Raw genomic sequence first — 22768 nt, 5'->3', positions numbered from 1 at the left:
TCGAAATCCGCAGACGGGCGGCGACAATGCTGGGCACAGATGCGCATGGCGCTCGCGGCCGACCGTGCCCACTGGCATCGCCGGGGCCACGGTTCGGCGCGACTGTACCGGGGCTATCACGCGGTCTGGCTCTATCGGCTCTCGCGCTACAGCCACGAGCGCGGCTGGCGCATGGCGGCCTGGCTGCTGTGGATTGTCAACGGCTGGTGGACCGGCTCCGATATCCCCCCCTCGAGCCGGATCGCCGGGGGATTGTTCCTCCCGTATCCGTTCGGCGCGGTCATCGCGGGCGCCGTTGGGCGTGACGCGGCCTTCGGCGTGCAGGCCTCGATCGGCGGCCTGTTGAAGGAGCCCGATCAGGATATCGGCGGGGGCCCCGGCTTGCCGCTGCTGGGCGACGGCGTGGTGCTGGAGGCCGGCGCGATCGTGCTCGGTGCGGTGCGGATCGGCGATCGGGCCCGGCTCGGCCCCCGCACCACCATCCTCAAGGACGTCGAGCCCGGCGAGACGGTGATGCCCCAGCCCTGGCGTGCCCTCCCGGGCCGGGGAGCCGCGGCATGACCGGCGCCGTCGTGAACACCGATCCGCACGGTCCGACCGGCTACGCGGAGGTGCGCCGGCTGCTCTCGGCCGACTTCGCCCGCGTCCTGCGCCAGACCACGGGCGGCAAGCCGACCTCCCGGCTGCGACGCCTGATGCACCTGACGCTGCCCGCCATGCAGGTCGCGATCTTCCACCGCGTGGCGCATCTGCTGCACGGACACGGCTGGCGGCGATGCGCGGCCGCCGTCTCGAACCTGTCGCTGCGGTTGACCGGCGCGAGCCTGCATCCCGGATCGCCGATCGGGCCGGGCCTGTTCGTGCCCCACCCGGCCCGCATCGTTTTCTGCGGCAGCGCGGGGATCGACCTGGTGCTGCTTCCCGGGACGCTCGTGGGGCCGCGGGATTGGGTTTTCCCCGGCGCGCCATTCCCCGCGGACGCGCCGCGCCTCGGGGACAATGCCGTGGTCGGGGCCCACGCGGCCGTCCAGGGTGCTGTCACGGTCGGGGCCGGAGCCACGATCGGGATCGGCGTGTGCAGCCTGCGGGACGTCCCCGCCGGCACCGTCACGATGGTGGCGCAGCGGCAGATCCGCAGCCGCTCCGATGTTCCGGAGGGCGGCGATGCAGTTTAGCGCCCACCCTCCAACGTCGGCCCGCCGGTCAGGCCGGCCCGTGCTCGTGTCGGCGGATGGCTTCCCGGCCTCCGCGGGCGGCGCGCCGGGACGGGAGCTGACGGCGGAGCACACCCTCGTAGGCATCGACGATGCCGCGCCAGCCGAACGCGTCCGCGTGCCGGTCGCGAGAGGCCGCCGACATCGCGTCGAGCCGGCTCGGCGCAGCGCGCACAAGGTTCAGGATGCCCCGGCGCAACTCGGTCTCGTCGCCGAAGAACACGGCGCCGTCGCCCGCCACCCAACGGTTGAACGGATTGTCGTGGGCCAGGATCGGCGAGCCGGCGCCGAGGGCCTCGACCAGGGACGGGTTGGTGCCGCCAACCGTGTGGCCGTGGATGTGGAAGCGGGCGTGGAAACGGAGGGCGGACACCCGGTCGGCCTCGTAGATCGCGCCCGCGAAGATCACGTCCGGCCCGCCCGCGGCCTTCACGGCACGGTGGTAGGAATCCGAGTCCATCAGCTTGCCGAGTACGACGAGGGGCAGGCCGGGGCGGATCTCGCTCCAGGCGCGGACGATCTGGAGCACCAGGTTTTCGGGCACGACCCGGGCGATCAGCAGCCCGTAGTCGCGGGGGCGTACGCCGAACGCGGACAGCGGCGTCGTCGGCGCCTCCAGCACCGGGTCGGCGCCGTACGCGATCGTGGTGATCCGCTTCGCCGCGGTGTTGCGGGCGAGGTGCTTCGCGATCTCCGGATGGTCCGCGACCAGATGCGTGGAGAACAGGCTGCCGAGGCGCTCGTTCAGCCAGAACCACGCCTTTGCGGGCTTCGACCAGCGGTCGCGCTTCCACTCGATCCCGTCCATGTTCATCACGCTGCGCTTGCCCGTGAGGCGGTAAAGGATCGAGAACAGGGCCGTGTTGTAGCCGAGCACCAGCGGCAGGGCCGGCCGGAACGCCGCCCGCAGGGTGCATTTGAGGTCAAACACGATCGTGGCGAAGGCGCCGTCGCCCCGCACCGCGACCGGGATCAGCGCAACGCCGCGCCAGACGCTCGGCAGGGTCGGCGTGCTCACCTGGCAATAGACCTCGACCCGCCAGCCCCGCTCGACGAGATCCAGCGCCAGACGCTCGGCCAGAGTCTCGAAGCCCCCATGCGCGGCCGGCACCCCGCGGGTGCCGAGGATCGCCACCGCCGGGCGCCCGTCCGGCCCATCCCAATTCACCACTCCGGCGCGCGTCGCGTCCTCAGAGGAGCCTGAAGTATGGTCACCGTCGAACAGCGCCTGTTCCGGGAGATGGGGGCCGGGGGTTACTCCCGGCAGGACCACCGGATGGAGTACATCGTGCGCGTCAACGCGCTGCTCCGGCCGGATATGCGGGTGATGGAGTTCGGGGCCGGGCGCGGCAAGTGGACCGATGACCCGGTTCCACTGCGCCGGCACCTCGGCGACTTCCGCGGGCGCTGCGCCCACGTCATGGCCTGCGACGTGGACGAGGCGGTCCTCGAGAACAAGTCGGCCGACGAGGTCCGTCTGATCGGCCACGACGGGATCCTTCCATTCCCGGATGGGAGCTTCGACCTGATCTCGGCGTTCTCGGTCCTCGAACATATCGAGCATGCCGATGTCACCGCGGCCGAGCTCGGCCGGGTCCTCGCTCCGGGGGGCTGGCTCTGCGCCTGGACTCCCAACCGCTGGGGCTATGTCGGGGTCGGCGCGCGGCTCATCCCGAAGCGCCTGCACGCACAGGTCCTGCGCTGGGTCGAGCCGCGGCGGGTCGAGATCGACTCGTTCGTGCCGCTCTACACGATGAACACGGAGGCGGCGCGGAAGCGGCTTTTCCCAACTGATCGGTTCGAGCACTTCACCTACAGTTTTGACGGGCAGCCGTTCTATCATGGCGAGAACATCGTCCTGGGCAAGTTCTGGGAGCTGCTGTTCCGGCTCACGCCGGGTCCGTTGAAAGGCTACCACATGGTTTTCATCCGCAAGAAGCCGTGAGCATTTGACGGGATCAAATTCGAAGACTGCGCAGGTGGTTGGAAAACCTGCGCATGTCCTCGGCTTTGCGGGCGAGTTCCGGCTGCCGTTTCAGGCGGCCGGCGAGGCCGTAGGCCAGCGCCCGCAGCGTGAAGCCGAGGCGCAGCGGGGCTACGAAGAAGGCCGGAGAGGACAGGAGCCGGCCGGCGTTGCGCAGGCGGTAGATCCCCGCCAGACCGTCGAGCCAGCGGGCCGAGCGCGTGCCGGCCGAGCCGCCTTGGAGGTGGACGACCGCGATCCCCGGCAGGTAGGCGACCCGCCAGCCGGCATCGCGCAGGCGGCAGCCCCAATCGACGTCCTCGCCGTAGAGGAACAGCGCGCTTTCCAGGCCACCGATCGCCTCGATCGCCTTCCGACGCATCAGGATGAACGCGCCGCAGACCCAGTCCACGTCCAGGGCCTCGCGCCCCCGGGCCTGCCGGCTCGCGAGGTAGAGGCCGCGCAGGCCGAAGCGCCCGGACAGACCGGCGGCATGGACCAGGGTCGAGAGCGGGCGCGGCTCGTAGCCGGCATCGCCGACCTGATGGCGGCCGTCCGGGAAGATCAGGCGCGGACCGACTGCGCCGACATCGGGGTGCGCGTCGAGATGGGTAAGCGTTCCGGCCAGCGCCTCCGGGTCGCGCAGGAACGCGTCGGGGTTCAGAAGCAGGATCGTGTCGCCCCGCGCCGCAGCCAGCGCGACGGCATTTCCCCCAGCGAAGCCGTGATTGGTCCGCTCTGCGATGAGCCGTACCCACGGGAAGGTACCGGCGATCCGCTCCGGCGTCCCGTCCGACGAGGCGTTGTCGACGACGATCACCTCGTAGGATCGGTCGATCCGGCTGGCCGCCAGCAGGCGCAGGCAGGTCTCGATGTCGGCGCCAGTGTTGTAGGTGACGATCAGGACGCTGAGGCCGATGCCGCTCATTGTCGATCTCTCCGCGCTCTGACAGCTGGGCGGTTATGGGCAGCGGACGGTCTCGGACGGATACCCAACGCGGTCGCGGCTCCTTGCTCCTGCGCCGAGAGGGAGCGCGTCGCGCTGCCGATCTCCGCAGCGGCACGGCGCTGCGCCGCCCGCACGCCCGCGATCAGCCCGAGGCCGGTGTAGAGCAGTTCGGCGATGCCGAGGTTCAGGCGGAAGCCCGGGTCGACGAGCCCGTGCAGCAGGTGGGCGATGAGGCCGACCGCACAGGCGGCCGCGATGGCCGCCAGCGGATCGCCCACCGGTTCGCGCCACGCCGCCCGGAACCCGCGGAAAATCCCGACCGAAAAGACCAGCGCGAAGGCGGTGTAGCCGACGATCCCGACCTCGGTGAGGATCAGGATGTGCAGGTTGTGCACGACGTGGTTCGAGCGGTCGAACAGGCCGGCGAGGCGGGACAGGCCGGTCTGATCGAGCACCGCGAACTGGTTGCCGAAATTGTTCAGCCCGACGCCGAAGATCGGGAATTGCGCGAACAGCGCCAGGGCGGCCGCGTTGAGCGGTCCACGTTGCGCCGCCGAGCCGCCGTCATCCGCGGTCAGGCGTTCCCAGACCAGCGGCCCGGCATAGATCGCCCCGATCCCGGCCGCGACGACCAGAAGGGCGAACACGATCAGGCTCGCCCGGGTGAACAGCCGGTCCCGGTAGACCAGCAGGATCACCAGGGTCGCCGAGAGCGGATAGGTCAGCCAGGAGGCGCGCGACAGGGTCAGCACCACGCCGACGACGGCCGAACCGGCCCCGGCGGCGCCGACGAGGCGCAGGAGTTTCGGGCCCCGAGAGAGGGCTAGCGCCAGTGCCAGCGGCCAAACGAACTCGTAATAGTACCCAAGAATATTCGGGTGGACCTTCAGACCGCCGGCGCGGCGCTGCGCGGAGAAGTTGATGTTCTCCTCGACGATCTGCTCCTCGCCGAGCACGGAAAGGCCGAGTTCGGACCCGGAGACGTATTGCAGCCCCGCCACCGCAGTCTGCACCAGGCACAACGCGCAGATCGCCAGCGCGAGGGTGCGGATATCGGCGCCGGACAGGTTCGAGACGGCCACCGAGACGAGGAGCAGTCCGAGGAACCGCCACGCATCGAACCACAGGTAGGTGGTGTCGGTGGCGTTGGCCAGCGAGAGCAGGCCGGCGGTCAGGAAGGCGAGCTGCGTGAGCACGAGCGGCCGGTCGAGGCGCAGCCCCGAGACCCGCTCCCCGATGCCTGTGACCTTCGAGAGGATCAGCGTCAGCGCCACCAGGAGCGCCACGCTCACGGTCAGTCCGGCACCGCCGCCGATGCTCGGCAGGTATTGGCCGACGGCTTCGAAATGCTGGAAGAAGCTGACATCCAGCTTCACGGTCAGCCCGACCGCGAGGGCGACCAGCAGCAGGGGCGTCAGGCGGTAGCGCTGCCCGGCGATCAGGGCGCCGACCCCGCCGAAGGCCGCGGCCAACCCGACCACGGCGAACTTCAGCGGTGCAGCGCTCAGCGCCACGGCACCGGCCGCCGCCGCGAGGCCGAGGCCGGCCACCGGCAGTGCGCGGAGTGCGCGAACCGGGGCGCCGCTCATCCGAGCCACCGGTACAGCCATTTCGGGATCGGCCGCCGGGTCCCGTTGAGGACGATGCCGAGCGGTGCGCCGCCCGCGGCCTTGAGGTCGGCAAGCGCCCGCTGGGCCACGGCTCGGCGCGTCCGCTCGGCGCCGATCACCACGACGAACCCATCCACGAAGGGCGAGAGCGCCGCCGCGTCGCCGATCTCGGTGATCGGTTCGCAATCCAAGATGGCGAGGTCGAAGCGGTCGTCGACCAGTGCCAGGAAGTCCTCGACGCGGCCGTCGTCAAGGGTCGCCTTCCGGATCGCCCCGGCGCTGCCGGCCGGCACGACGCTCAGGCCGTCGGCGACCGGGTGGACCCCGAGGCTCGGCGCCACGTCCCCAGCGACGATATCGGCGAAGCCCGGCCGGCCCTCGAGCCCGTAAGCCGCGGCCAGGGACGGCCGGGACCAGTTGGTCTCGATCAATGCGGCGGTGCGGCCGCGGCGGGCATAGGCGCCGGCGAGTTCGCGCGCGAGCGTGCTCACCCCCTCGCCGGGTTGGACCGCGGTAATCCCGACCCGTCGCAGCCGGGTCTCGTAACGGCTGAGCTGGACCAGGGCCGGCTCGAGCACGGCGGGGTCGATCATCGGGGCGTAGGCGGCGATCATGCGGCGGCTCCACCGAAGCGCGGCCGCCGCTCGGCGCCGGAGCGCAGCGGGACGGCGGCAAGGACAGGCACGCGCAGGGAGCGGGCGACCTCGGCGGCGCTGCGGTAGGTCTGGGCGAGGATCTCCGCCAGCGCGACGTAGGCCAGGGCGGCGAGCAGCCCGAGCCCGGCCGCGAGGCCGAGGATCAGCGGCCGGTTCGGGCCGGAGGGCAGCCGCGGCGGCACGGCACGCGCCACCAACGCGGAGGAGGTCACGGATTGCGCGTCGAGCCCGGTGCCCGTGCGCAGCGCGTCGATCCGCTTCTGGGTGTCGGTGATCTCGTCGCTGAGCAGAGACTTCTGCTGCGCGAGCCGGCCGTAGGCCAGAGCCGCGTCGCTCTGGCCGATGGCGGCTTTGCGGCGGCTCGCTTCGATCCCCGTGATGGTCTGGATCTTCTCCGCGAGCACCGCGAGCCGCGCCGTGTCGGCGGCGATCAGCGCCTGGTACTTCTGCCGCGTCAGGGCAATGAGGTCCCGGTCGAGGCTGATGAATTCGGGTGCGGTCGGCCTGAACCGGACGGCGATCTCCGCCCGCTTGGTCCTGAGATCGGCCCAGCGCGTGTCGAAGGCCGCCACCGTCGGGTCGGCGTCGGGCGGCGTCGGCTGCCAGCGGTCGGGGCCGGTCTCGCGGGTGCGCTTGAGCCGGGACTCGACGCCTTCGCGCTCGATCTGGGCGGCCGACTTCTGCCGGGCGAGGTCGGAGAGCGTGCCGAGGTCGTTCTGCTGCTCGATCTCGAAGCTGGCGGTGTTGTTGCCCTTCAGGGAGGTCGCCAGCTGCGCGTCGATGGCGGCGAGGTCGGCGCGCGCCCGCTCCAGTTTGCCCTGGTAGAACGTGGCCGGCGTCTCGTCGGCGTAGACCTCGACGTGGCGCCGCTTATAGGCATCGAGCAGCCGGTTCAGCGCCTGGGCGGCGAAGTTCGGGTCCGTCCAGGTGAAGCCGGTCAGGATCACGTCCGTTTCCTTGACGAACACGACCTTGAAGGAGGCGAGATAGGCCTCGTAGAGTTTCTCGTCGGGACTGAGGTGGCGCAGCAGGCCCAGCGCCTCGAACGGGACGCGGGCCGTGTCCACGACCCAGGTCTTGACCGCCTTGGCGCCGCGCATGGCGACCCGGCCCTGGTAGACCAGCCAATCCATCCAGTCCGCGGGGGGCGGGCCGAGGTCGCCCGTCGGGGTGATCGCCTTCAGCGCCGCGAACTCGTCGCGCACGATGCTCGGGTCCCGCAGGATCTCGACCTCGTTGTTCACGTTCTGCGCACGCTCAGAGAACATGTAGTTCTGGTTGGCGCCGCCCTGGACCGGGGCCGCCGCCTTCTCGCGGCCGAGGCGGATGATCAGCTTGGCGTCGGCGGTGTACTCGGCGGGCGTCAGCAGCAGGTAGATGCCGGCGCCCAGGATCGCGGCGGCCAGGATCAGCAGGGCCGGCCGGATGTGCCGGAACAGGGCCGCCAGGGCGTCGCGGAGGTCGAAGGCGGGGCCTTCGACGTCCTCGGGGGCGGCCCGGTCGGGCCGGGACATGTCGGACTTCGTCACGTCCCGGACCTCACGGTGGCGCTGGTGGAGGTGTTGGCGGACGGGCCGGTGATGTAGTTCACGCCGAAGCCGGTGCCGTTGAAGAGCAGGATCTGACGGACCACGAGGTCGACGGCGCGGGCGGTCTTCGCCAGCAGCGAGGGCGGCACGTAGACCGTGGCGTTCGGGGGCACGATGATCGAGTCGGCCAGCCCCGGCTCGCCGATGTCGACGATGCGGACGCTGCCCGCGGCCCCGCCATCGAACCGGATGATGCGGACGGCATCGCCCGCGGCGGTCGGCAGGATGCCGCCGGCCGAGCCGAGCACCTGCGCCAGCGTGCGGGCACCCTGCAGGGTGACCGGCCCGGGGGCCCGGACCTCGCCGAACACCATCGTGTTGGCCGGCACCAGGCTCGCCAGCCGCACGCTCGTGCTCACCGTGGCGAGCTGGCGGTGGTAGGCGGCGGTGAGGTTGCTGGCGACCTCGGCCACGGTCCGGCCGGCGGCCTGGACCGGCGGGACCATCGGCAGGTTGATCTTGCCGTCGGGCTCGATCGCCAGGACCTTCACGCGGCCCATATCGGCCCGCTGGGTGAGATCGCGGAAATCATCGGTCACGGTTCTGAATTTGCGCAGCATGATCGTGACGACCGGGTCGATCAGTACGTCGTCGTAGGTGCTCTTGATCAGCGTGGCGGCGGACTCGGGCGACAGACCGGCGACCTTGATGCCGTTCTTGCCCGGCAACGAGATCCGGCCATCCGGTCGGACGATCACCGTACGGTTGTATTCCGGGTGGGTACGGAAATCGACGTCGAACTCGTCGCTCGGGTTGAGCCGGTAGGTCGGCTGGACCACGCTGGAGTCGATCAGGAACGAGACTTCGAGGTTGTCGCCGACGTTCAACCGGTAATTGGCGAGACCCAGGCGCATGGTGCGCCCGACCTCCTCCTCGGCGGCGGCGACGACAGAGGGCGGCACGGCATCGGCGATCGAGCCGGTCTGGGTCACGTCCGGGCCGGACCGCCCTGCCGAGCGGGGTTTGCCGGAGGACATGCAACCGCTCAACAGCGGTGCGCAAGCGAGCACCGCCAGCGCGGCGGCGCGGCATCGTGGATGATCCGCGACGCGGGATGCCCGGGGGGCGCGCCGGGTCGCCGCGCCGAGGAACGCAGACAGGGAAAACGCCATCGACCTTCAGCCGCACCATGCTCGACTGCGCCCGTCCGATGACAACTCGTGATCGAACCGCGCAGAGCGATACAATCGACGGGTTTGGTTAACGAGGCTTGAAGCTCGCCCCGCTCAACTCTATCAGAAGTTGTGAAAGCCGGCCTGTGGCAAACTGCGGAGCCCGCGCATGCGGACAGGCCGCGACAGCTGCGCGCCGGACGCATCGGCTCGTCGAAGGCGGCGCTTGCGTGGTGGCGGTGCCGGCCAACGGAACGACCCTGCTTGCAGATGGATCTTAAGGAACGGTCACGCTCGGATTTCAGGATCCTTGCCGCCCGGGATCGTGCAACGGTCCGTCTTAGGCATGCGGTGACGGCGCGCTGAGCCGGATCCAATCAGATGCGGTGTCCGATCCGAACGCAGTCGGCGCGATGACTGTCGATCGATCTAAAGGTTCGATCGAAAAGTGTATCTCCTAAGTCTCTTGCCCAAGCTTGAGCGATCGGTTAACAATAACTTGATCGAATCGCCTTGGATATTAAGACGAGGCTGGGGCGGCGCGGTCCTGAATGCCGGCATTCACCGGCCCGGAGTCGAGCGCCATGCCCGGCCTGAACCCCGCGCTGTTCGCACGCCTCAGCGACGACCTCGAGGCGTCCTTTCAGGAGGACCTGGAGGAGGCGGTGGTCGATCCGGCGCGCTGGCCCGATCTGATCGAGCGCGTGTCGCTGGCGTCCGGGAGCGAGGGCGCGCTGCTCCTGCGCACCGACCGGACGGCCCTGGATGCGCTCACCACGGCCTCGCTCGCCGAATCCTCGAAGCGCTACTTCGAGGAGGGCTGGCATCGGGAGGATCACCGCTTCCGCGGCATGCCGATGATCCGCGCCCGCGGCATCGCGGTCGATCAGGACTTCACCACCCCCGAAGAGATCCAGCGGCTGCCGTTCTATCAGGATCTGCTGGCCTCCAGCGGGCTGCGCTGGTTCGCCGGGATCGGCTTCGAGGTGAAGGGCCGGCTCTGGTGTTTGGCCCTGCAGCGGACGGTGGCGCAGGGCCTGTACGAGCCGCACGAGCAGGCGCGCCTGGCTACCCTGTCGCCGCTGCTCCGGCGCGCGGGCCTCCTCACCGCGATGGTCGAGAAGGCGCGTTTGGCCGGCCTGACGCAGGCCTTCGACATCATCGAGCGAGCGGCCATGATCCTCGATTCCGAGGGGCGGGCCGTGCACTGGAACACGGCGTTCGGGGCACTCCTCGGCCGCGACCTGAGGCTCGCAGGTGGGCGCCTGGCCGTCGAGGAAGGTGAGGCGGCACGCCAGTTGGAGGCGCTGTCGCGGCCGTCCGGGCGGGCGCCGATCTCCGCGATCGTGGTGTCCCGCCGGGACGCTTCGCCGATCGTGCTCCACGTGGTCCCGCTGGTCGGTCCGAGCCGCGGCCTGTTCGCGGGCGGGAGCACGCTGCTGATGGCCAGCATTCCCGGGACCATGACGGCGCCCGCCGCCTTCGTTCTTCAATCCGCCTACCGGTTGACCCCCGCGGAGGCGCGCCTCGCTCAAGCCCTGTCCGATGGGATTCCCCTGGCGGAGGCGGCGAGCCGCTTCGCGATCACCGCCGCCACCGCACGCTCGCAGCTGAAGGCGATCTTCGCCAAGACCGGCGTGACCCGGCAATCGGATCTGCTCCGGCTCGTGATGGGCTTGGCGCGGTAGTTCGCCGTCTGACGGGTTGCGGAACGGGTCGCCTCGCGAGGCCGTTTCAACCAACACGACAGGAGACAACACCATGACGTATCGGATCGCACTGGCCTCCGCGCTGACGATGGGAGCTCTCGTGATCGGCGCCCCCGCCGAGGCGAAGGGGTGTCTCAAGGGGGCGGTGGTCGGCGGCGTCGCCGGCCATATGGCCGGGCACGGCAAGATGGGCGCCGCCGCCGGTTGTGCGATCGGCCACCACCGAGCCAACAAGAAGGACAAGCAGGGCTGATCGCATCCCCGCGATTACCGGCGCCCCGCGATGGGGGCGGCGGTGACCTGCACCATGCGGCGCGGTCTGTGAAGCCGGATCCCCAACCGGGGATCCGGCTTCACGCGTTTCGGATGCCAGGGTTGGGCCTGACGGCCCGGCGCCCGATCCGCGGCGCCACCCGACGATGGAGAACCCTTGACCATTGTTTGGAGTTGTTCTAATTAAGAACTATAGGCGGGCGGCGAGCTAACGGTCCCTGCCGCAAGCCATTGCGACGACGGAGAGAGACGATGACCGGTACCGCGAACGCCGCTTGCGAGAGCTGCCGCTTCTTCGACGACCACAAGCTCAACGGCGCCCAGGCCCAGGGCGACGAGGGCCTCTGCCGCTTCAACCCGCCGGTCAGCCAGCCGGCTCCCCAGTCCAAGGGCTTGTGGCCGGTGGTGGCCTCCAAGGATTGGTGCGGCCACTTCACCGCCGAGATGTCCGCCGCCGAGTAATTGGAGCGCGCGGCCCCGCGATCGCGGGGCCGGGTGGGCCTCCATCCCCGCGCCGTCCTGCACCGCGATCCACCCGTGACGACCCGCGCGCGATCACCCGGCCCCACGGGGTGGTCGCGCATTGCCGTTCTGGCTCCGGCAGCCGTATGGTCGGGCCATGAGCCACGCGATCCGCCCCGCGACCCAGGCCGACATCCCGGCGATTGCGGCCATCTACGGCGATGCCGTCCGGACCGGCACGGCGAGCTTCGAGCTGGAGCCGCCGGATGCCGTGGAAATGGGGCGCCGTTTCGCCGTCCTGAACGACGGCGGGTTCCCCTACCTCGTGGCTATCAGCGGCGGTGCGGTCTCCGGCTTCGCCTATGCCGGTCCCTATCACCAGCGCGCGGCCTATCGTTCGACCCTTGAGGATTCGATCTACGTCGCTCGCTCCGCCCGGGGTACCGGCGTCGGACGCGCCTTGCTCGGCGCATTGATCGTCGAAGCCGAACGGATCGGCGGCCGGACGATGGTCGCGGTCATCGCCGAGAGCGACTCTCCCGCCTCCGTGGCGCTCCACGCCGCCTTCGGTTTCACGCCGGTCGGCACCCTCGCGGGCGTGGGCTACAAGCACGATCGCTGGCTCGACGTGACCTTGATGCAGCGACCGCTCGGACCCGGCCGGAGCGCCCCGCCGTCCCGCACCTGACCGGCCGGCTATCGGCACGAAGACTGGTCATCGCGACTCAGCCCAAGACTGCACCGTCATGATGCGGACAACTTCGCGCGAGAGACGGCGGGCAGGACGCGCAAGCCGCCCGGTGCTCGGCCCGGCGAGAGCGCGATGACGCGAGCGCGGGGGCCGTCCGCAAAGTGGGTGGTCTTGTTCCTTCGGGGCGCGCGAGGCAGGGGAGTTCGGGTATGATGATGTCTTCGATCGGTCGGCGGGTTGCGCCGCTCGCGGCCCTGGCGCTCGCCGCGCTCGGGTCGCCCGCGCATGCCGCGACACCGGCTGACCCCAGCGGCACCTACATCACCGAGGATGGCCGCGCCCGCGTCCGCCTCGAAAAGTGCGGCACCGCCAACGACCGGCTGTGCGGTTACGTGGTCTGGCTGAAGGTCCCGCTCAACGACAAGGGCGAGCCCCGGATCGACTTCAAGAACCCGGATCCGAAGAAGCAGGCGCGCCCCTCGCTCGGCCACCAGCTGATCCTGGGCCTGAAGCCGAACGCCGACGCCCATTACGAGGGCAAGATCTACAATTCCGAGGACGGCAAGTCCTACGACGTCACCATCTGGACCGACGCGCCGAACGAGTTGACGGTTCGGGGCTGCCTGATCGCCTTCCTGTGCAAGTCGCAGACCTGGAACAAGGTCGTCGACCTTCTGCCCGGCCAGCTTGCCGGCGCGACCAACACGCCGAACGGCCCGCGCAGCGACCCGGAATTCGCCACGACCTCGCCTCGGCCCGCCGCCAAGGCAGGCGCTAAGCCGTCGGCCAAGCCCGCCGCGGCCGACGCTCCGGCTCCGCAATGAGCGAGGAGGAGCATCGTCGCGGTTCAGAGACGGGCGACCGTCCGACGGCACGATGCTCCGGCGGCGCTCAATCGTCGAGCGCCGCGTAGGTCAGGACCCGCAGCTCCCGCCGGATCGGCAGTGCCGAGGACGGCACGAGCTGCGTCATGAGCACGACCGAGAGATCCTCGGCCGGGTCGATCCAGAAGGCCGTCGAGGCCAGGCCGCCCCAGGCGACCTCGCCGGGCGTGCCGAGGATCTGGGCCCGGGCCGGGTCGAGCATCACGGAGAAGCCCAGGCCGAACCCGATCCCCGAGTAGGAGGTCTCGGCGAAGCGCGGCGTGCCCATGGCCGCCAGATCCCCCGTGAGATGGTTCGCAAGCATCAGCGCGACGCTCTTCCGGCCGAGCAGGCGGTTCCCGTCGAGGGTGCCCCGGTTGAGGATCATGCGGCAGAAGCGCTGATAGTCCGATGCGGTCGAGACGAGTCCGCCGCCGCCGGACGCGATGGCCGGGACTTTCGCGAAGCTGGTCTCCACGGAATCGTCGAACAGCCTGAGTTGGCGCGCGCGGTCATACGCGTAGGTCGCGCAGAAGCGCGGCATCAGTTCGGGCCGGACGTGGAAATCCGTGTCGACCATGCCGAGCGGGCGGATCACCTCATCGCGCAGATAGTCCGCGAACGGTCGGCCGGTGAGGGCGGCGACGTACTGGCCGAGCACATCGGTGGCGACGCTGTAGTTCCAGGCGCTGCCCGGCTGGGCGAGCAGCGGCATCCGGGCGACCCGGGCGGTCATGTCGGCGAGGCTGCCTTCCGGCGCCAGGAAATCGACCCCGTGCTCACGATACTGCGCGTCGACGAGGGTCGCCTCCATGAAGCCGTAGGTCAGGCCCGCCGTGTGGGTGAGGAGATCGCGCACGGTGATCGGACGACGCGCCGGCTCGGTCTCCAGCTTCGCCCGGTTGCCGCCCACGGCCACGCGCATCTCGGCGAAGTCCGGCAGCACCCGGGCGACCGGATCGTCGAGCTGGAACAGGCCCTGCTCGTAGAGCTGCATCACCGCCACCGAGGTGAGCGGCTTGGTCATCGAGTAGATCCGCGTCACCGTATCGAGGGTGAACGGCGTTCCGCGGGCGAGGTCGGCTTGTCCGCAGGCGCGGGCGAAGGCGATGCGGCCCCGCCGTGCCACGGTGACCGACAGGCCGGCGAGCCGACCCTCCGCCACGAGCCGGTCCATCCACGGCGCGATTCGGGCGAGCCCCACCGGGCTGAGCCCTGCGCCCTTCGGGTCGATCTCGGTCAGCGCGCTCATGTCGTCTCCTCGGGCCGGTGCGGCTCGACCAGGAGGATAAAGCGCGGCTCCAGCGAGATCACCAGCCCATCGTGCCCGGGCCGCCCTTGAACGGGCCGACGATGCCGGGGGTGATCCAGCCGCCGTAGAAGGTTCCGGGCTGCGGCGTGACCCGAGCAGCGCCGACGAAGCAGGCATCCATCGGCAAGGCGTAGAACGCGACGTAGCCGGCGATCGCGTCGAAACCCGCCGTCGGATCGGGGTAGGACCACGCGGCGCTGGGCGCGAGACGGTCGCCGCCATGCACGTCGAACAGCACGGCTTGGCCCTTCCACTCGCAGATGCCGCCGCGGCGCGGCCCCGAGAGAGCGCCGGCCAGCACGTCGCCGGGCGGCAGGTAGTAGGTTGGAGGATGGGACGTCTCCAGCACCCGGTAGCCGGCGTCCGTCTGCGCGATCACCATCCCGCCGAGCACCACCCGGAGCGTCTCCGTCACGCGCTCCAGCCGGGGCGGCCGCGGGTAATCCCAGACGCTCTGCTGGCCGGGCTGGATCGGATCGGGAACGGGGCGTGCGAGCGGGCGTGCCATGACGCCCCTGGCGTATATCGTATCCACATTGAACGCTAGGTTGAAGCTTCTCACCGTTCCGCGAACAGCCGCCTCGTGCTAGCCCGGGGCCGACATTCACGGCCCGGGACCGACCGCGATGGACATCGCTCTCTTCCTCGACTTCGACGGCACCCTCGCGGAGATCGCCCCGCGGCCGGACGCGGTGCAGGTCGAGCCCGGACTGGTCGAGGCCCTGGAGCGGCTGCGCGACCGGCTCGGCGGGGCGCTCGCGATCGTCACCGGCCGGCCGGTCTCGGTGATCGACGGCTTCCTGGCACCCTCGCACCTCGATGCGGCCGGGCTTCACGGCGTCGAGCATCGGGTAGGCGGAGCGTTGTCGGGGGGGCAGGCGGAGGACCATCCGGAGCTGCGCCGTCAGGTCGAGCGCCTTCGTGCGGAGAGCCAGGCGCTCGCCGACGTCCTGATCGAGGACAAGGGCGCCTCGGTGGCGGTGCATTGGCGGCTGGCGAGCGCGGACGATGCCGGTCGGGCCGAGGCGCTGGTCAAGGACGCGGCCGCGTCGCTCGGGGGCGCCTACCGGCTCCAGCTCGGCAAGGCGGTGGGCGAGATCGTGCCGGCCCACGCCACCAAGGCCCATGCGATCCGCGCCTTCATGGAGCGATCCCCCTACGCGGGTCGCCGCCCGGTGTTCTTCGGCGACGACCGGACCGACGAGATCGCCTTCGCGTCCGTGAACGCGGATGGCGGCATCGCGGTCCGGGTCGGCGACGGCGACACCGTGGCCACCCGGCGCCTGCCCGACCCGGCCGCCGTCCGCGCCCTGCTGCGGGACTGGGCCGCGGGCGGCCGCATCGATCCCGAGGCCCTGCCGCCGGCCTGAACCCGCCCTATCATTCGCGGCGCGGCGGCAGGCACGCTGTCTGCCTCGCGGTGAGCCCGCCCAGGAAAAGGCTACGCGTCGATGTTCGAATTCCCGGTTCTCATCGGTGACATCGGGGGCACCAACGCCCGTTTCGGCCTGATCGCCGAGAAGGGTGCCGCGCCCCAGCTCCTCTCCCACGAAGCCACCGCCGAGCATCCCGATCCGTCCCACGCCATCAAGGCGGCGCTGGCCAAGAGCGGCGACGCTCTGCCGCCCCCGCGCTCGACCATCCTGGCGATGGGCGGACGCGTCGACGGGCCGGAGCCGCAGCTCACCAACGCGCACTGGCGGATCGGCGGCGAGCGCATCGCGAAGGATTTCGGGCTCTCCTCGGCGGTGGTGGTGAACGATTACGTGCCGGTCGCGGCCGGCGCGGCCGATATCGAGCCGCACGATCTCACGCCGGTCGGGCCCTGTCCGGCCGTGCCGGGCGGCGCCCGCGTCGTGCTCGGACCCGGCACCGGCTTCGGGGCGGCGGCCCTAGTGCCCTACGCCGCTCATCTGGCGATCGTCTCCACCGAGGCCGGGCATACCGATATCGGCCCGGCGGACGAGTTCGAGGAGAAGGTCTGGCACGCGTTGGAGCGCGTCGAGGGACGCGTGACCGTCGAGGCGGTGCTGTCAGGCCCGGGCTTGGCGCGGCTGCACGCGGCGGTGGCGCATGTCCGCACCGGCCGGCCGCACGACAAGATCGATCCGGCGGCGGTGACCGAGGCCGGGCTGAACGCCTCGGACCCGCACGCCGCCGAGGCGCTGGAGCTGTTCGGCCGTCTGCTCGGCCGCGTCTGCGGCGACCTCGCCCTGACCTTCCTGGCCACCAGCGGCGTTTATATCGGCGGCGGCATCGCCCCCCGCATCGTCAAGGTTCTGGAGGAGAGCGGGTTTCGCGACGCGTTCGAGCGCAAGGCGCCCTTCGCCGCGATGATGCGCCAGATCCCGACCAGCGTCATCACGGTCCAGGATCCCGCCTTCCGGGGCCTGGCGGCCCTCGCCAATGAGGGAAGGCGTTTCGTCTACCACGGGCAGGTGTGGCGGAAGGAGGGTTGATCAAGCCCCGTCAGGCAGCCCTCCAGGCCACCTGACGGTCTTCGATGCTCAAGCCGCCGCGAGCGGCTTCGAGACGTCCTCCAGGGACTTGCCCTCCGCAGCCGTTCCCCAGACGCCGCCGACGATCGCGGCGATCAGCATGAGCGCGGCGCCGAGCCCGTAGCCGAACAGCACCCAGTCGCGGGAGCCGGTCTCGACCAGGCTGCCGAACAGGAGCGGGCCTGAGACGCCGCCGATGCCGGTGCCGACCGCGTAGAAGGCCGCGATGGCCAGTGCCCGGATCTCCAGCGGGAAGGTCTCGGAGACGGTCAGGTAGGCCGAGCTCGCCGCCGCCGAGGCGAAGAAGAACACGACCATCCAGGCCGCGGTCTGCCCCACCGGACCGACCACGTCGAGCCGGAACAGCAAGCCCACGGCCACGAGCAGCACCGCCGAGATGCCGTAGGTGAACGCGATCATCTGGCGCCGGCCGATCGTGTCGAACAGCCGCCCGAGGAGCAGCGGGCCGAGGAACGAGCCGAGCGCGAACGGCAGCAGGTACCAGCCGACGCTGTTGCCCGGCACATCGTAGAACCGCTCCAGCACCAGCGCGTAAGTGAAGAACAGCGCGTTGTAGAAGAACGCCTGCGCGACCATCAGGGCGAGGCCGACCATCGTGGCCAGCCGGTTCGTCACGAACAGGGCCCGGAACACCTCCGACAGGGGGGTGTGGTCCCGGGTCCGGACCTTCATGCGCTTGCTCTCGTCCACCGGCGGCAGGGTGACGCCCTCGTCGGTGAAGCGCTTCTCGATACCGGTGACGACCCGGTCGGCCTCTGCGGCGTAGCCGTGGGTGGCGAGCCAGCGCGGGCTCTCGGGGATCCAGGTGCGTAGCAGCAGGATCACGAGGCCGATGGCGCCGCCGGTGAAGAACGCCACGCGCCAGCCCCAGGCCGGATCGATCACCTCGGGCCGCAGCAGCACGATCGACATGAACGAGCCGAGCGCGGCGCCGATCCAGAACGAGCCGTTGATGACCAGGTTGGTCCAGCCGCGGACCCGGGCCGGGACCAGCTCCTGGATGGTCGAATTGATCGCCGTGTACTCGCCGCCGATGCCCGCACCGGTGAAGAAGCGGAAGACGCAGAAGCTGGCGACGTTCCAGGACAGGCCCGTGGCCGCGGTGGCGACCAGGTAGAGGGCCAGGGTGATGAAAAACAGCTTCTTGCGGCCGATCCGGTCGGTCAGCCAGCCGAAGCCGAGCGCACCGGTCACGGCGCCGACGAGGTAGCAGGAGGCTGCCAGGCCGACGTCGAACTCCGAGAACGACATCGGCGGCTGGCGTAGGGCGCCCACCAGGGATCCGGCCAGCGTCACCTCGAGCCCGTCCAGGACCCAGGTGATGCCGAGCGCCACGATGACGAGCACGTGGAAGCGACCCCACGGCAGCCGGTCCAGGCGCGCGGAGATATCGGTGTCGATGACGCGTCCGATCTCCGCGCGCTCGGGTGTCCCGGCACCCCCCTCAACCTTGCTCGCCATGCTCGCGCATCCTCCCGATGGGTTCGTTTACCGTGCCTCAAGACCGGGTGTTTACCGCGACTCGACGCAGGTGTTGGGAACAGGTTGGGAATCGATTCGGTTCGATCCCGTCTTCACGCGTGATGGGCACAGGTGACGTGTCCACGCGGGTTCCCTGTCATGTTCGCTCCGTCACCTCGTTCCGGGCCCTTGCGCCGGTCCCGTTACGGCCTGCTTGCCGCCGTGACGGTGGCCGGGCTCGCCACCGTGCCCACGGAGGGCGCCGACCGCCATCTCGACAGGCCGAAACCGCGGATCGAGATGGCGGCGGCCGAGCGGTGGCGGTTGCGGCCCACCGAGGTTGCAGTGCCGATCACCACTGGCAGCCTGCGCAAGCGCATCGCGACCGCGATCCCCGAGGACCGCCGCAGCGTCCGCCTGGTCTACCCGGCGCTGATCGAGGCCCGCTGACGGCGGGCGCCACCGGACTTGGCGATCACGCTCCGGGCAGGCACAGCGGCTGCATCGCCCGGATCGGGCATGAGCCGAAATGTCGACGGAGGTCTGGGATGGCGGAGGTTGTCGCGCTGGTCGGCTGCAAGGGGCCCGACCAGGAGGCGGAGTACCTGCAGATCCTGTCGGCCGCGATGCCGGGTGAGCGGCTGGTTCCGTTCCGGCTGATGGCGGAGGCCGAGCGTGCGGCCGCGCGGGTCGCCATCGTGGCCAACCCCGATCCCGCGGAGGTCGCCGCCCTGCCGAGCCTGGTCTGGGTGCAGAGCCTGTGGGCCGGCGTGGAGAAGCTCGTCGGCGCCTTCGACCGGCCGCTTCCGATCGTCCGGCTGGTGGATCGCGAGATGGCCCGGGCCATGGCGGAGGCGGTGCTGGCCTGGACTCACTATCTCCAGCGCGACATGCCCACCTACGCACGACACCAGCGCGAGCGGGTCTGGCGCCCGTATCCCTACCGCAAGCCCGCCGACACGGTTGTCGGCCTGCTCGGCCTCGGGGCGCTCGGCACCGCGGCGGCCGGGCGGCTCACCGGCGCGGGGTTCCCCGTCACCGGTTGGAGCCGGACGCCGAAGGCCGTCCCGGGCATCGCCACGTTCCACGGTGGGGACGGCCTCGGGGCGATGCTCGGCGGCTGCGACATCCTCGTCTGCCTGGTGCCGCTGACGCCGGAGACGCGCGGCCTGGTGAACGCTGCGCGGCTCGCGGCGCTCAAGCCCGGGGCGGCGCTGATCAACTTCGCCCGTGGTCCGATCGTGGTGACCGAGGACCTGATCGCCGCCCTCGATTCCGGTCACCTGTCGCATGCGGTGCTCGACGTGTTCGACACCGAGCCTCTGCCGGCCGGATCCCCGCTCTGGACCCATTCGGGCGTGACCGTGCTGCCTCACATCTCCGGCCCCACCGACATGGACTCGGCGGCCACCACGGTGGCGGCCAACCTGCGGGAATACCGCAGCACCGGTCATCCGCCGCAGGGCGTCGATGCGGGGCGAGGGTACTAATCCGTCTACGCGGCCGAGGCGACCGCCGGTGAGATCCGCTTGCGCGCCTTCGAGTCGGTGGTGCCCAGGAAGGCCTGGGCCTCTTCCTTGCGCTCGAACACGTGGGGGGCGACGCCGCGTCGGGTCAGCGCCTCCTCCATTTTCAGGCGCAGGAACGCGCTGGTGACGTAGCGCGTCGTGGTCGCGTAGTAGTTCGCCTGGAGATACTGGATCATCCCAGCATAGTCGTCGATCAGGTTCTCGTTGAGCCGGAAACCGTCGTGGTTGATCACGGCGTTGACCCGCTGGCCGGCCTTGCGGCAGGCCCCGACGATGCTCATGCGCAACTCGTCCATGTCGCTCTTGACCCGGCAGTACCAGCCTTCCAGGTTGATGAAGAGGATGTTGCGCTCGCCGTCGTAGCTGATGCGCGAGGACAGATCGAGGTTGAGCAGATCGGAGAGCAGTTCCATCGGTTCGTCGCGGAAGATGCGCGGGTCCATGAGCACAGGATTGCGCACCACCGGCTTGAAATCCATGTGGGCGAGGATGTCGCGCTCGATGTCGATGCCGGGCGCGACCTCGATCAGCTCCAGGCCGTCGGCGGTCAGCTGGAACACGCAGCGCTCGGTGACGTAGAGGACCGGCTGCGAGCGTTCCACCGCGTAGGGGCCCGAGAAGGTGTTCTGCTGGACCCGGGTGACGAACTTGCGCGCCCGGCCCTCGCTGACGATCCGCACGACGCCGTCGTCCACGGCGATCTCCAGCCCGCCCGCCGTGAAGGTGCCGGCGAACACCACGGTGCGGGCGTTCTGCGAGATGTTGATGAAGCCGCCGCAGCCGTTCAGCTTGCCGCCGAACTTCGACGTGTTGACGTTGCCGGCCTCGTCGCACTCGGCCATGCCCAGGCAGGTCATGTCGAGGCCGCCGCCGTCATAGAAGTCGAACATCTGGTTCTGGTCGATGATGCAGTCGGCGTTGGTGGCAGCCCCGAAGCTGGAGCCTGAGGCCAGCACGCCGCCGACCGCCCCGGCCTCGGTGGTGAGGGTGATGTAGGGGGTGATCTTCTCCTCGTTGGCCACCGACGAGATGCCCTCCGGCGCGCCGACCCCGAGATTGACCACGCCGTTCGGCGGCAGCTCGAAGGCGGCCCGGCGGGCGATGATCTTGCGCTCGTTGAGCGGCATCCGCTTGATGCCGGTGACGGGCACGCGGATCTCGCCGGCGAGCGCGGCGTCGTGCATGACGCCGTAGTTCATGCGGTGCATCTCGGGCTCGGCCACCACGACGCAGTCGACCAGGATGCCGGGCACGCGCACGTCCTTGGGCAGCAGGTAGCCGTCCTCGACGATCCGCTCGACCTGGGCGATGACGATGCCGCCGTTGTTGCGCGCCGCCATGGCCTGGGCCAGGCAATCCAGCGTCAGCGCCTCCTTCTCGTAGGAGAGGTTGCCCGACGGATCGGCCGAGGTGGCGCGGATGAAGGCCACGTCGATCTTGGTGGCGGTGTAGAACAGCCACTCCTCGCCATCGACCTCGACCAGCTTGACGATGTCCTCCGTGGTCAGCGTGTTGACCTTCGCGCCGCCGTGGCGCGGATCGACGTAGGTCTGCAGGCCGACCTTCGAGAACAGGCCGGGCTGGCCCGCGGCGCAGGCCCGGTAGAGCTGCGAGATCACCCCCTGGGGCAGGTTATAGCCGCGGATCAGGTTGTTCTGCGCAGCCTGCGCGACCTTCGGCATCCGGCCGAAATTGGCGGCGATGACCCGCGCGAGCAGGCCGTCATGATGCAGGCGTCCGGTGCCGAGGCCTTTGCTGTCGCCCGCTCCGGCGGTCATGATCAGGGTCAGGCCGCGCGGCGAACCGGTCTCGACGAAGCGCTTCTCCAGCGCCGCGTGCAGCGCCTCCGGGATGCAGCTCTGGACGAAGCCCGTGGTGGTCACGACGTCGTTCACGCGGATCAGCGCGATCGCCTCGTCCGCCGTGATGACCTTGTTCTTCTTCATGAAGCCCACGATCCTCCCTCCGGCCCGGATGTCCGGACGGCGTGTGCGCCGTCCGTCTCCGAGTCTGTTAGTGGCCGGCGACGCAGAGCCCGCAGGGTTCAGCGCATTGTCGACCAAATTTCTGACCGTCAGCACTGTTGCGCCGCATCAAAGATTTGCGGCATTGCAGTAAAAACAAGCCCGTGACGTCATGCTAACGCATAATGACCCGGACGTGCTGCTGAAAAAGTCTTTGGCGTAGGGTCAGAAAAATTGTGTGACCGCATTGCCCACCCTGATGGGGTGATGCTTTTGGGCTCCTGGCGAGCCGGTCGGACTGGTATGTCCCGCCTCGAACCCGTCTTGAGATGCGCGCCGCGACGGCGCAGCCTTATCGGCCGGGCGATGCGGCCGCACTCGCCGCATTCAACACGGCTTTCACGGTCGCGGTCGCCACGTCGCTGTCGATCGCCACGCCGAACACCGGGCTGCCGTCCGCGAGGGTGCATTCGAGATAGGCCGCCGCCTGCGCATCCGAACCACGCCGGAGCGCATGCTCCGAATAATCCACCACTGGTGCCAGCAAGCCCGGATGCTCCACGCCCTGCCGCTGCTGGCGGAGGGCCGGGCCATCCTCTCGGTCGCGCTGGATTGCGGCTACGAAAGTCCGAGCGCCTTCGCGGCCGTATTCCGACGCTCCTTCGGGCGTCCGCCGGGCGCGTACTTCCGGCCGCCGCCTGTGGAGAGCGTCGACCGGAGTTGATCGCGACGCCGCGGATCAGGCCGATGGGCGGTTCTGACGCCGCCTCCGCTGGCGAGAACGTGACACCCGGGCGCGCCCGCCTGGGTGAACCTCGGCTGCGGACGCCCGTTGATCGCCGGCCGCCGATCCCCGCACACCCGCGGGGCGGATCGGCCACGGATATCGAAG

At 70.0% G+C, this 22768-nt stretch carries 24 protein-coding genes; 13 read left to right on the top strand and 11 right to left on the bottom strand.

Annotated features, from left to right (window positions below):
• The first annotated feature begins 39 nt into the window (after positions 1-39).
• Together ACYQPG_RS28265 and ACYQPG_RS28260 are read left to right on the top strand one after the other, a co-directional pair.
• A complete protein-coding gene (locus ACYQPG_RS28265; RefSeq protein ID WP_461232219.1) occupies positions 40-561 on the top strand; it encodes a serine acetyltransferase in 522 nt (173 codons plus the stop codon).
• Positions 558-1175 (top strand): serine O-acetyltransferase, encoded by a 618-nt coding sequence (locus ACYQPG_RS28260; protein ID WP_147937972.1) that lies wholly within the window; start codon positions 558-560, stop codon positions 1173-1175. The genes ACYQPG_RS28265 and ACYQPG_RS28260 overlap by 4 nt, the downstream gene beginning before the upstream one ends.
• Positions 1176-1203: 28 nt before the next feature.
• On the opposite strand, the gene ACYQPG_RS28255 is transcribed toward ACYQPG_RS28260, so the two are convergent.
• A complete protein-coding gene (locus ACYQPG_RS28255; RefSeq protein WP_246692586.1) occupies positions 1204-2385 on the bottom strand; it encodes a DUF1972 domain-containing protein in 1182 nt (393 codons plus the stop codon).
• Between the two features lie 36 nt (positions 2386-2421).
• Between ACYQPG_RS28255 and ACYQPG_RS28250 the strand changes: the two genes are divergently transcribed.
• Positions 2422-3159 (top strand): class I SAM-dependent methyltransferase, encoded by a 738-nt coding sequence (locus ACYQPG_RS28250; protein WP_147937973.1) that lies wholly within the window; start codon positions 2422-2424, stop codon positions 3157-3159.
• A gap of 13 nt (positions 3160-3172) precedes the next feature.
• Here ACYQPG_RS28250 and ACYQPG_RS28245 read toward each other — a convergent pair whose 3' ends face one another.
• From ACYQPG_RS28245 to ACYQPG_RS28225, 5 genes are read right to left on the bottom strand one after another with little or no spacing between them, the layout of a single operon-like run.
• Positions 3173-4105, bottom strand: a complete 933-nt coding sequence (locus ACYQPG_RS28245; protein WP_147906228.1) for a glycosyltransferase family 2 protein — start codon at positions 4103-4105, stop codon at positions 3173-3175.
• Entirely contained in the window at positions 4102-5715 is a 1614-nt protein-coding gene (locus ACYQPG_RS28240; protein ID WP_461232217.1) for an O-antigen ligase family protein, read from the bottom strand. The genes ACYQPG_RS28245 and ACYQPG_RS28240 overlap by 4 nt, the downstream gene beginning before the upstream one ends.
• On the bottom strand, positions 5712-6350 hold the full coding sequence (locus tag ACYQPG_RS28235) for a CpsD/CapB family tyrosine-protein kinase (protein ID WP_147906227.1): 639 nt from the start codon (positions 6348-6350) through the stop codon (positions 5712-5714). Before ACYQPG_RS28235 ends, ACYQPG_RS28240 begins: the two co-directional genes overlap by 4 nt.
• Positions 6347-7921, bottom strand: a complete 1575-nt coding sequence (locus ACYQPG_RS28230) for a Wzz/FepE/Etk N-terminal domain-containing protein (protein ID WP_419830768.1) — start codon at positions 7919-7921, stop codon at positions 6347-6349. Before ACYQPG_RS28230 ends, ACYQPG_RS28235 begins: the two co-directional genes overlap by 4 nt.
• Positions 7918-8958 carry a polysaccharide biosynthesis/export family protein gene (locus tag ACYQPG_RS28225; RefSeq protein WP_246692003.1) on the bottom strand — a complete coding sequence of 347 codons (1041 nt, stop codon included), beginning with the start codon at positions 8956-8958 and terminating at the stop codon, positions 7918-7920. The genes ACYQPG_RS28230 and ACYQPG_RS28225 overlap by 4 nt, the downstream gene beginning before the upstream one ends.
• 719 nt (positions 8959-9677) lie before the next feature.
• On the opposite strand from ACYQPG_RS28225, the gene ACYQPG_RS28220 reads away from it, so the two are divergent.
• From ACYQPG_RS28220 to ACYQPG_RS28200, 5 genes are all read left to right on the top strand, one after another.
• Positions 9678-10781, top strand: coding sequence for a helix-turn-helix transcriptional regulator (locus ACYQPG_RS28220; protein ID WP_147906225.1), 1104 nt, complete (start codon positions 9678-9680; stop codon positions 10779-10781).
• Positions 10782-10854: 73 nt separating this feature from the next.
• On the top strand, positions 10855-11055 hold the full coding sequence (locus tag ACYQPG_RS28215) for a hypothetical protein (RefSeq protein ID WP_461232216.1): 201 nt from the start codon (positions 10855-10857) through the stop codon (positions 11053-11055).
• A 272-nt stretch (positions 11056-11327) separates the two neighbouring features.
• Positions 11328-11537: a hypothetical protein gene (locus ACYQPG_RS28210; protein WP_147855581.1), complete on the top strand. Its 210-nt coding sequence runs from the start codon at positions 11328-11330 to the stop codon at positions 11535-11537.
• A gap of 157 nt (positions 11538-11694) precedes the next feature.
• Entirely contained in the window at positions 11695-12225 is a 531-nt protein-coding gene (locus tag ACYQPG_RS28205; RefSeq protein ID WP_461232215.1) for a GNAT family N-acetyltransferase, read from the top strand.
• A 212-nt stretch (positions 12226-12437) separates the two neighbouring features.
• Positions 12438-13052, top strand: a complete 615-nt coding sequence (locus ACYQPG_RS28200; protein WP_147937977.1) for a DUF2147 domain-containing protein — start codon at positions 12438-12440, stop codon at positions 13050-13052.
• Between the two features lie 67 nt (positions 13053-13119).
• Here the strand turns inward: ACYQPG_RS28200 and ACYQPG_RS28195 are convergent, their stop codons facing one another.
• On the bottom strand, positions 13120-14343 hold the full coding sequence (locus ACYQPG_RS28195; protein ID WP_461232214.1) for a serine hydrolase domain-containing protein: 1224 nt from the start codon (positions 14341-14343) through the stop codon (positions 13120-13122).
• A gap of 58 nt (positions 14344-14401) precedes the next feature.
• Positions 14402-14911, bottom strand: a complete 510-nt coding sequence (locus tag ACYQPG_RS28190; RefSeq protein ID WP_461232213.1) for a DUF427 domain-containing protein — start codon at positions 14909-14911, stop codon at positions 14402-14404.
• A 118-nt stretch (positions 14912-15029) separates the two neighbouring features.
• On the opposite strand from ACYQPG_RS28190, the gene otsB reads away from it, so the two are divergent.
• Together otsB and ACYQPG_RS28180 are read left to right on the top strand one after the other, a co-directional pair.
• Positions 15030-15773 (top strand): trehalose-phosphatase, encoded by a 744-nt coding sequence (gene otsB, locus ACYQPG_RS28185; RefSeq protein WP_147906219.1) that lies wholly within the window; start codon positions 15030-15032, stop codon positions 15771-15773.
• A gap of 102 nt (positions 15774-15875) precedes the next feature.
• On the top strand, positions 15876-16862 hold the full coding sequence (locus ACYQPG_RS28180; protein ID WP_461232517.1) for a glucokinase: 987 nt from the start codon (positions 15876-15878) through the stop codon (positions 16860-16862).
• A 48-nt stretch (positions 16863-16910) separates the two neighbouring features.
• Here the strand turns inward: ACYQPG_RS28180 and ACYQPG_RS28175 are convergent, their stop codons facing one another.
• Entirely contained in the window at positions 16911-18383 is a 1473-nt protein-coding gene (locus ACYQPG_RS28175; RefSeq protein WP_147906217.1) for an MFS transporter, read from the bottom strand.
• 189 nt (positions 18384-18572) lie between these two features.
• Between ACYQPG_RS28175 and ACYQPG_RS28170 the strand changes: the two genes are divergently transcribed.
• A complete protein-coding gene (locus tag ACYQPG_RS28170) occupies positions 18573-18833 on the top strand; it encodes a hypothetical protein (RefSeq protein WP_419830763.1) in 261 nt (86 codons plus the stop codon).
• A 98-nt stretch (positions 18834-18931) separates the two neighbouring features.
• A complete protein-coding gene (locus ACYQPG_RS28165) occupies positions 18932-19873 on the top strand; it encodes a 2-hydroxyacid dehydrogenase (protein ID WP_461232212.1) in 942 nt (313 codons plus the stop codon).
• A gap of 5 nt (positions 19874-19878) precedes the next feature.
• Here the strand turns inward: ACYQPG_RS28165 and ACYQPG_RS28160 are convergent, their stop codons facing one another.
• Positions 19879-21858, bottom strand: a complete 1980-nt coding sequence (locus ACYQPG_RS28160; RefSeq protein ID WP_419830761.1) for an acyl CoA:acetate/3-ketoacid CoA transferase — start codon at positions 21856-21858, stop codon at positions 19879-19881.
• 370 nt (positions 21859-22228) lie between these two features.
• The gene (locus tag ACYQPG_RS28155; protein WP_419830760.1) at positions 22229-22423 is read right to left on the bottom strand and encodes an alpha-isopropylmalate synthase regulatory domain-containing protein; all 195 of its coding nucleotides are present in this window, start codon (positions 22421-22423) and stop codon (positions 22229-22231) included.
• 6 nt (positions 22424-22429) lie between these two features.
• Between ACYQPG_RS28155 and ACYQPG_RS28150 the strand changes: the two genes are divergently transcribed.
• The gene (locus ACYQPG_RS28150; protein ID WP_461232211.1) at positions 22430-22600 is read left to right on the top strand and encodes a helix-turn-helix domain-containing protein; all 171 of its coding nucleotides are present in this window, start codon (positions 22430-22432) and stop codon (positions 22598-22600) included.
• The last annotated feature ends 168 nt before the right edge of the window (positions 22601-22768 follow it).

This window comes from Methylobacterium sp. CM6246, from assembly GCF_054818005.1.
The sequence above is the reverse complement of the archived record's forward strand: the minus strand, read 5'-3'. Positions and strand labels throughout refer to the sequence as shown.

Coding starts and splice junctions, on each gene's coding strand:
- ACYQPG_RS28250 (WP_147937973.1), top strand. CDS start 2,422: ATGGTCACCGTCGAACAGCGCCTGTTCCGGGAGATGGGGGCCGGGGGT.
- ACYQPG_RS28240 (WP_461232217.1), bottom strand. CDS start 5,715: ATGAGCGGCGCCCCGGTTCGCGCACTCCGCGCACTGCCGGTGGCCGGC.
- ACYQPG_RS28160 (WP_419830761.1), bottom strand. CDS start 21,858: ATGAAGAAGAACAAGGTCATCACGGCGGACGAGGCGATCGCGCTGATC.
- ACYQPG_RS28265 (WP_461232219.1), top strand. CDS start 40: ATGCGCATGGCGCTCGCGGCCGACCGTGCCCACTGGCATCGCCGGGGC.
- ACYQPG_RS28150 (WP_461232211.1), top strand. CDS start 22,430: ATGCTCCACGCCCTGCCGCTGCTGGCGGAGGGCCGGGCCATCCTCTCG.
- ACYQPG_RS28235 (WP_147906227.1), bottom strand. CDS start 6,350: ATGATCGCCGCCTACGCCCCGATGATCGACCCCGCCGTGCTCGAGCCG.
- ACYQPG_RS28175 (WP_147906217.1), bottom strand. CDS start 18,383: ATGGCGAGCAAGGTTGAGGGGGGTGCCGGGACACCCGAGCGCGCGGAG.
- ACYQPG_RS28205 (WP_461232215.1), top strand. CDS start 11,695: ATGAGCCACGCGATCCGCCCCGCGACCCAGGCCGACATCCCGGCGATT.
- otsB (WP_147906219.1), top strand. CDS start 15,030: ATGGACATCGCTCTCTTCCTCGACTTCGACGGCACCCTCGCGGAGATC.
- ACYQPG_RS28215 (WP_461232216.1), top strand. CDS start 10,855: ATGACGTATCGGATCGCACTGGCCTCCGCGCTGACGATGGGAGCTCTC.
- ACYQPG_RS28195 (WP_461232214.1), bottom strand. CDS start 14,343: ATGAGCGCGCTGACCGAGATCGACCCGAAGGGCGCAGGGCTCAGCCCG.
- ACYQPG_RS28260 (WP_147937972.1), top strand. CDS start 558: ATGACCGGCGCCGTCGTGAACACCGATCCGCACGGTCCGACCGGCTAC.
- ACYQPG_RS28220 (WP_147906225.1), top strand. CDS start 9,678: ATGCCCGGCCTGAACCCCGCGCTGTTCGCACGCCTCAGCGACGACCTC.
- ACYQPG_RS28200 (WP_147937977.1), top strand. CDS start 12,438: ATGATGATGTCTTCGATCGGTCGGCGGGTTGCGCCGCTCGCGGCCCTG.
- ACYQPG_RS28190 (WP_461232213.1), bottom strand. CDS start 14,911: ATGGCACGCCCGCTCGCACGCCCCGTTCCCGATCCGATCCAGCCCGGC.
- ACYQPG_RS28245 (WP_147906228.1), bottom strand. CDS start 4,105: ATGAGCGGCATCGGCCTCAGCGTCCTGATCGTCACCTACAACACTGGC.
- ACYQPG_RS28225 (WP_246692003.1), bottom strand. CDS start 8,958: ATGTCCTCCGGCAAACCCCGCTCGGCAGGGCGGTCCGGCCCGGACGTG.
- ACYQPG_RS28165 (WP_461232212.1), top strand. CDS start 18,932: ATGGCGGAGGTTGTCGCGCTGGTCGGCTGCAAGGGGCCCGACCAGGAG.
- ACYQPG_RS28210 (WP_147855581.1), top strand. CDS start 11,328: ATGACCGGTACCGCGAACGCCGCTTGCGAGAGCTGCCGCTTCTTCGAC.